9 protein-coding genes are annotated in these 4819 nt (G+C 42.6%); all 9 read left to right on the forward strand.

Features of this window, described 5'->3' with window-relative positions; all coding sequences use genetic code 11:
* The coding region (locus GX756_04650) for an orotidine 5'-phosphate decarboxylase (protein NLC17151.1) at positions 1-389 on the forward strand (389 nt) is incomplete at its 5' end.
* Positions 386-1141 (forward strand): dihydroorotate dehydrogenase electron transfer subunit, encoded by a 756-nt coding sequence (locus GX756_04655; GenBank protein NLC17152.1) that lies wholly within the window; start codon positions 386-388, stop codon positions 1139-1141. The genes GX756_04650 and GX756_04655, both read left to right, overlap by 4 nt.
* Positions 1138-2046, forward strand: a complete 909-nt coding sequence (locus GX756_04660; protein ID NLC17153.1) for a dihydroorotate dehydrogenase — start codon at positions 1138-1140, stop codon at positions 2044-2046. Before GX756_04655 ends, GX756_04660 begins: the two co-directional genes overlap by 4 nt.
* A 12-nt stretch (positions 2047-2058) precedes the next feature.
* A complete protein-coding gene (locus tag GX756_04665; GenBank protein NLC17154.1) occupies positions 2059-2637 on the forward strand; it encodes an orotate phosphoribosyltransferase in 579 nt (192 codons plus the stop codon).
* A 19-nt stretch (positions 2638-2656) separates the two neighbouring features.
* On the forward strand, positions 2657-2941 hold the full coding sequence (locus tag GX756_04670; GenBank protein NLC17155.1) for a hypothetical protein: 285 nt from the start codon (positions 2657-2659) through the stop codon (positions 2939-2941).
* A 19-nt stretch (positions 2942-2960) separates the two neighbouring features.
* Positions 2961-3308, forward strand: coding sequence for a hypothetical protein (locus tag GX756_04675; GenBank protein ID NLC17156.1), 348 nt, complete (start codon positions 2961-2963; stop codon positions 3306-3308).
* A gap of 214 nt (positions 3309-3522) precedes the next feature.
* Positions 3523-4314, forward strand: a complete 792-nt coding sequence (gene minD, locus GX756_04680; GenBank protein NLC17157.1) for a septum site-determining protein MinD — start codon at positions 3523-3525, stop codon at positions 4312-4314.
* A 3-nt stretch (positions 4315-4317) separates the two neighbouring features.
* Positions 4318-4560 carry a cell division topological specificity factor MinE gene (locus GX756_04685; protein ID NLC17158.1) on the forward strand — a complete coding sequence of 81 codons (243 nt, stop codon included), beginning with the start codon at positions 4318-4320 and terminating at the stop codon, positions 4558-4560.
* A gap of 144 nt (positions 4561-4704) precedes the next feature.
* Positions 4705-4819: hypothetical protein (locus GX756_04690; GenBank protein NLC17159.1), on the forward strand; the 115-nt coding region annotated here is incomplete at its 3' end.

A 4819-nucleotide genomic window follows, 5' to 3' on the forward strand; every position in this document is an offset into this window, starting at 1 on the left:
AGTTGCAAGACCAAGAACTTGCCTCAGGCAAGCCTTTTTATCAGCATATGGGCCAGCTTATTAGCGATCTAGGGCAAGGCTTAATAGGCAAATACGGCTATTCCAAGGTGGGCGCGGTAGTAGGCGCTACCCATCCCCGACAAGCCAAGGCTTTAAGGGAGTTATATCCCAGCGTATTTTTCTTGGCGCCCGGCTATGGCGCGCAGGGCGGCGCGGCGGAAGACTTAAAAGCGTGCTTTGACTCAAACGGATTGGGCGCGATCGTGAACTCCTCGCGCGGGATAATTTGCGCGTATAAAAAAGAAAAATACAAGGGCATGGATTACGCCCAAGCCGCTTATAACGCTTGCCTTGATATGAAAGACGATTTGAATAAGGTCATAAAATGAAAGACTATATTTTGACAATAACCAGCAATAAGCAAATTGCCCGAAATGTTTTCAAGACGGAGTTTAGCTGTCAAGAACAGCTGCCCAAATTTATAGGCGGCCAATTTTTGCATTTGCAAGTGCCCGGCAAAATTTTGAGACGGCCTTTGGGAATTTTGGAAATGACAGCGCATTACTGCAGCATAGTTTATGCCGTGGTAGGCGAGGGAACGCTTATCCTCTCCCAAATGAAAGAAGGCGATAGCCTAAAAGCTATAATGCCCTTGGGCAACGGTTTTATATTGCCCAAAACTTACAAAAAAGTGGCGCTTCTTGGAGGCGGTTTGGGCGTCGTTCCGCTTTTGCCCGTCATAACCTCTTATCCCGAAATAGAGTTTTATTCTTATATGGGCTTTAAGTCCCGCGACGATGTGATATTGTATGACGAGTTTGCCAAACTATCCAAAAAAACTTGCTTTACCACCGAGGACGGAAGTTTTGGCGCTTGCGGATTTTCTATTGACGCCCTAAAGGAAGATTTGGAGAAAAACAATTTTGACGCAGTATTGGTTTGCGGTTCGTTGCTTATGTTAAAGGCGGTAAAAAAAGCCAATTTCAAAGTTCCCGTTTATGTGTCTATGGAAGAGCGCATGGGCTGCGGCGTGGGCGCTTGTTTGGTGTGCGCATGCCAAGTCAAGAAAGGCGACAGCATAGAAAACCTAAGGGTGTGCCTTGACGGGCCTGTATTTATGCTGGACGAGGTGGCGCTATGAATTTATCGGTCAATATTTGCGGCATAGAATTCAAAAACCCGTTAATAGCCGCAAGCGGAACCTTCGGTTTTGGCAGGGAGTATCAAGATTTTTACGATGTCAATATTTGGGGCGGTTTTTGCACCAAGGGCCTAACTTATGAAAAAAGGCTGGGCAACCCCACCCCAAGAATAGCCGAAACGCCTATGGGCGCGCTTAATAGCGTCGGGCTACAAAATCCGGGTTTAAAAGATTTTATCAAATACGAATTGCCTTATCTAAAAACATTGGATACCGTCGTTATAGTAAATATAGCGGGCAGCGCGGTAGAAGATTATTGCCGTCTTGCCGAGGCCATAAGCGATTGCGATATTGACATGATAGAGTTAAATATTTCATGCCCCAATGTAAAAGAAGGCGGCATGGCGTTTGGGACAAGGCCCGAATCCATTAAAAATATAGTCGGCAGCGTAAGAAAATTTTGCAAAAAACCCTTAATAGTCAAGTTAAGCCCCAATGTTGAAGATATAACCCAAAACGCGAAAGCGGCCGAAGATTACGGCGCGGACGCCATATCGTTAATAAACACGGTAAGCGGAATGGCGGTGGATATATATACAAGGCAGCCTATTTTAGCCAACACAATCGGCGGCCTTTCGGGCCCGGCTATCAAGCCCATAGCGCTTAAAATGGTTTGGGATGTTTATAACGCCGTCAAGATTCCCATAATAGGAATGGGCGGCATATCCAGCGCCAAAGATGTTTTGGAATTTATGCTCTGCGGGGCGCGCGCGGTGCAAGTGGGCACATATAATTTTATGGATCCTTACGCGCCCGTTACGCTCCTTGACGGCTTGACAAAACTAATGGCCGACTGTAAAATACAGGATGTAAATACAATTGTCGGCGATTTAAAAGCGAGGTAAAAACTAAAATCAATGATTTCCAGAGAAAAGGTTTTGAGTATTTTTGAGAGTTCGGGCGGGATACTGAAAGGTCATTTTTTGCTGACCAGCGGAAGACACAGCGACCAATACATGCAATGCGCAAAATTGTTTGTCAATCCCGCTCATTCCGAAAAACTTTGTTCCGAACTTGCCAAAAAATTCCGTTCGTTACATATTGATGTTGTGGCAAGCCCCGCAATCGGCGGCATAATTATGGGTTATGAGGTGGCGCGTTATCTAAAATGCAAAAATGTCTTCACGGAGCGCGTCAACGGCAAAATGGAATTAAGAAGAGGTTTTGCCATACCTAAGGAAACTAAAGTCTTAGTGACCGAGGATGTGGTCACTACGGGCGGGTCCGTCAAGGAAGTGATTGAGCTTGTAAAAGATTTGGGCGGCGAAGTCGTGGGCGTAGGCGCTATAGTGGATAGAAGCGGCGGCAAAGTTGACTTCGGGGTTAAGTTTGAGTCTTTGATAAGCTTGGATATACCTTCCTACGAGCCCGACCAATGCCCTATCTGCGAGCAAGGCATTCCGCTCATAAAGCCCGGCAGCAGAGGAAATAATTAAAAAATTGAGGTAAAGAATTATGGCCCAAAACAAAAGGTTTTGGAACGGATTATCAATGATAGCGGTGGTAGTGCTCGCCGCGCTGATTTTGCTTAATTATTTTTTGGGCGAGTTTACCAATCTTAAAAGCCTAATTGATACAATAACCAGAATCATAACGTTAATAGCGCTATTCTTTGCTATTGTATTTGCGTATGAATGGGTAGCGAGCCAAAGCGATAAAGACAGGAAGATATGGTTTGTTATTTATGTGATAAGCGTTATAATAATAGCGGTGTTTTATCTCTTGGGCTGGTTAAGATAATCAAATTTAGGAGCAAATAATGGAAAGGGTAAAAGTAAAAAGACGCAGAAGAAAAAGCAATTTTTTAACGGAATATTTTAGGAATTTCGGATTAAGACAGCTTGTCGGTTTAATTATAATCGCGTGTTCAATCGTGCTTATATTTGGTCTTGTTTTCCAGTCCCAATTGACCTTGGTCATAGCGTTTTCAATTTATGCCGCGGGCGCGTTTTTGAGCATAATGATGTCTATCATTACTATGATAAAAAACAACTCCCGTTCGCCCGAATTCAAAAGGGCAATGGTTAACCTTATAATAATGGTAGTAATTTTTGCGATAGCTTTGTTTGCCTCTATTTTTACGGGTATTAGAGGGATTTATCAGTAAAATATTCTTTTGAAATTTAAAATCCGCAATTTTCTATTCAGCGTTTTTGGCCGTATAACACATACGGCTTTTTTGATTTATATAAAAACTTTTGGTTTAAGGGAACTATTTGATATTTTTGTCGAATGACATTATCTTACAAAAACCGCCTTTACGACCAATACTTAAAAATATATAATGGTTCTGTATTAAGACCAAGTCTTTGAGGTGGCGTATGGCGCGCAAGATAGTGATTTGTTCGGGCAAAGGCGGCGTGGGAAAGACCGCGGTCTGCGCTAATTTGGGAATGTCGCTAGCCAAAATGGGACTTAGGACTGTGCTGATTGATACGGATATAGGTCTTAACAATCTTGATGTGGCTATGGGCATTGAAAACAAGATTGTCTATGATATTATTGATGTCATTGAAAATAGATGCAGGGTCAAACAAGCGCTAATACCCGATACCATGTATGACAACTTATGCACGCTGGCCTCTCACGGCCAAGCCGCCAAAAAAGTGACAGGCGCCAATATAAAATACATCGTCAATTGTCTTGCCGAGAGCTTTGACTATATCTTGCTGGATTGTCCGGCGGGCATTGAGGTAGGTTTTCATAGGGCGGTAGCCGCCTCCGACGAGGCAATCATAGTAACGACGCCGCATATATCGTCAATAAGGGACGCCGACAAAGTGATATCCATTCTAAACAATTATATGATAGGCAGCATGTCTTTGATTATCAACAGGGTAAGGGGCGACCTTATACTTAATTACGAAATGCTGGATATAGACAACATTATAGAGCTTTTGGGCGTTATGCCCTTGGGCGTTGTGCCCGAGAGCGACGACATATCGGCTTACACATCTATGGGCGCGCGCCTCAAAAGCGGGTCTGAGGCCCAAAAAGCGTTTGATATTTTGGCGCATAACCTTCATTATGGGACCAAAAAGATGTATGACTGCACCTCAAAGTTCAAGGGCGTATTGGGCAAAATCAAACGCAATCTAAAAAGGATGGGATAGGGCATGAGCAAACAAAAAAAAGAATTGGCCGTCAAAAGGCTAAAAAGAGTATTGACTGTGGATAAAGTAAGCCCTTCGTCCGTAAGGCTGGGCGAAGTTTTAAAAAGCGATTTGGTTTTGCTGTTTAATAATTATATGGACGTGGACAATCTTCAATTGGACATCAATTTTGACCAAAACGGCGTTTGCTATGTAACGGTCAATGTCATCTCCAACAAATTAAAAAACTTTTCGGCAATTTTATAAAGACAATCTTACCAAGCGTTTTAATTTTAAGACATTCTTTTTATTCTTAATTTCTTACCAAAAATTTACATAATTTAAAAAGCCCATTCATATTGACATTTTAGCGCGCATAAACTAAAATATGTTTAAACATTTGTTTAGACTATGGACAGGGTAATTTTACATTCCGATTTGAATAATTTTTATGCCTCAATTGAGTGTTTATATAATCCTAAGTTAAGGAACAAACCCGTTGCCGTATGCGGCGACCCTGAGCTTA

The organism is Clostridiales bacterium (genome assembly GCA_012512255.1).
Taxonomy (GTDB): domain Bacteria; phylum Bacillota; class Clostridia; order Christensenellales; family DUVY01; genus DUVY01.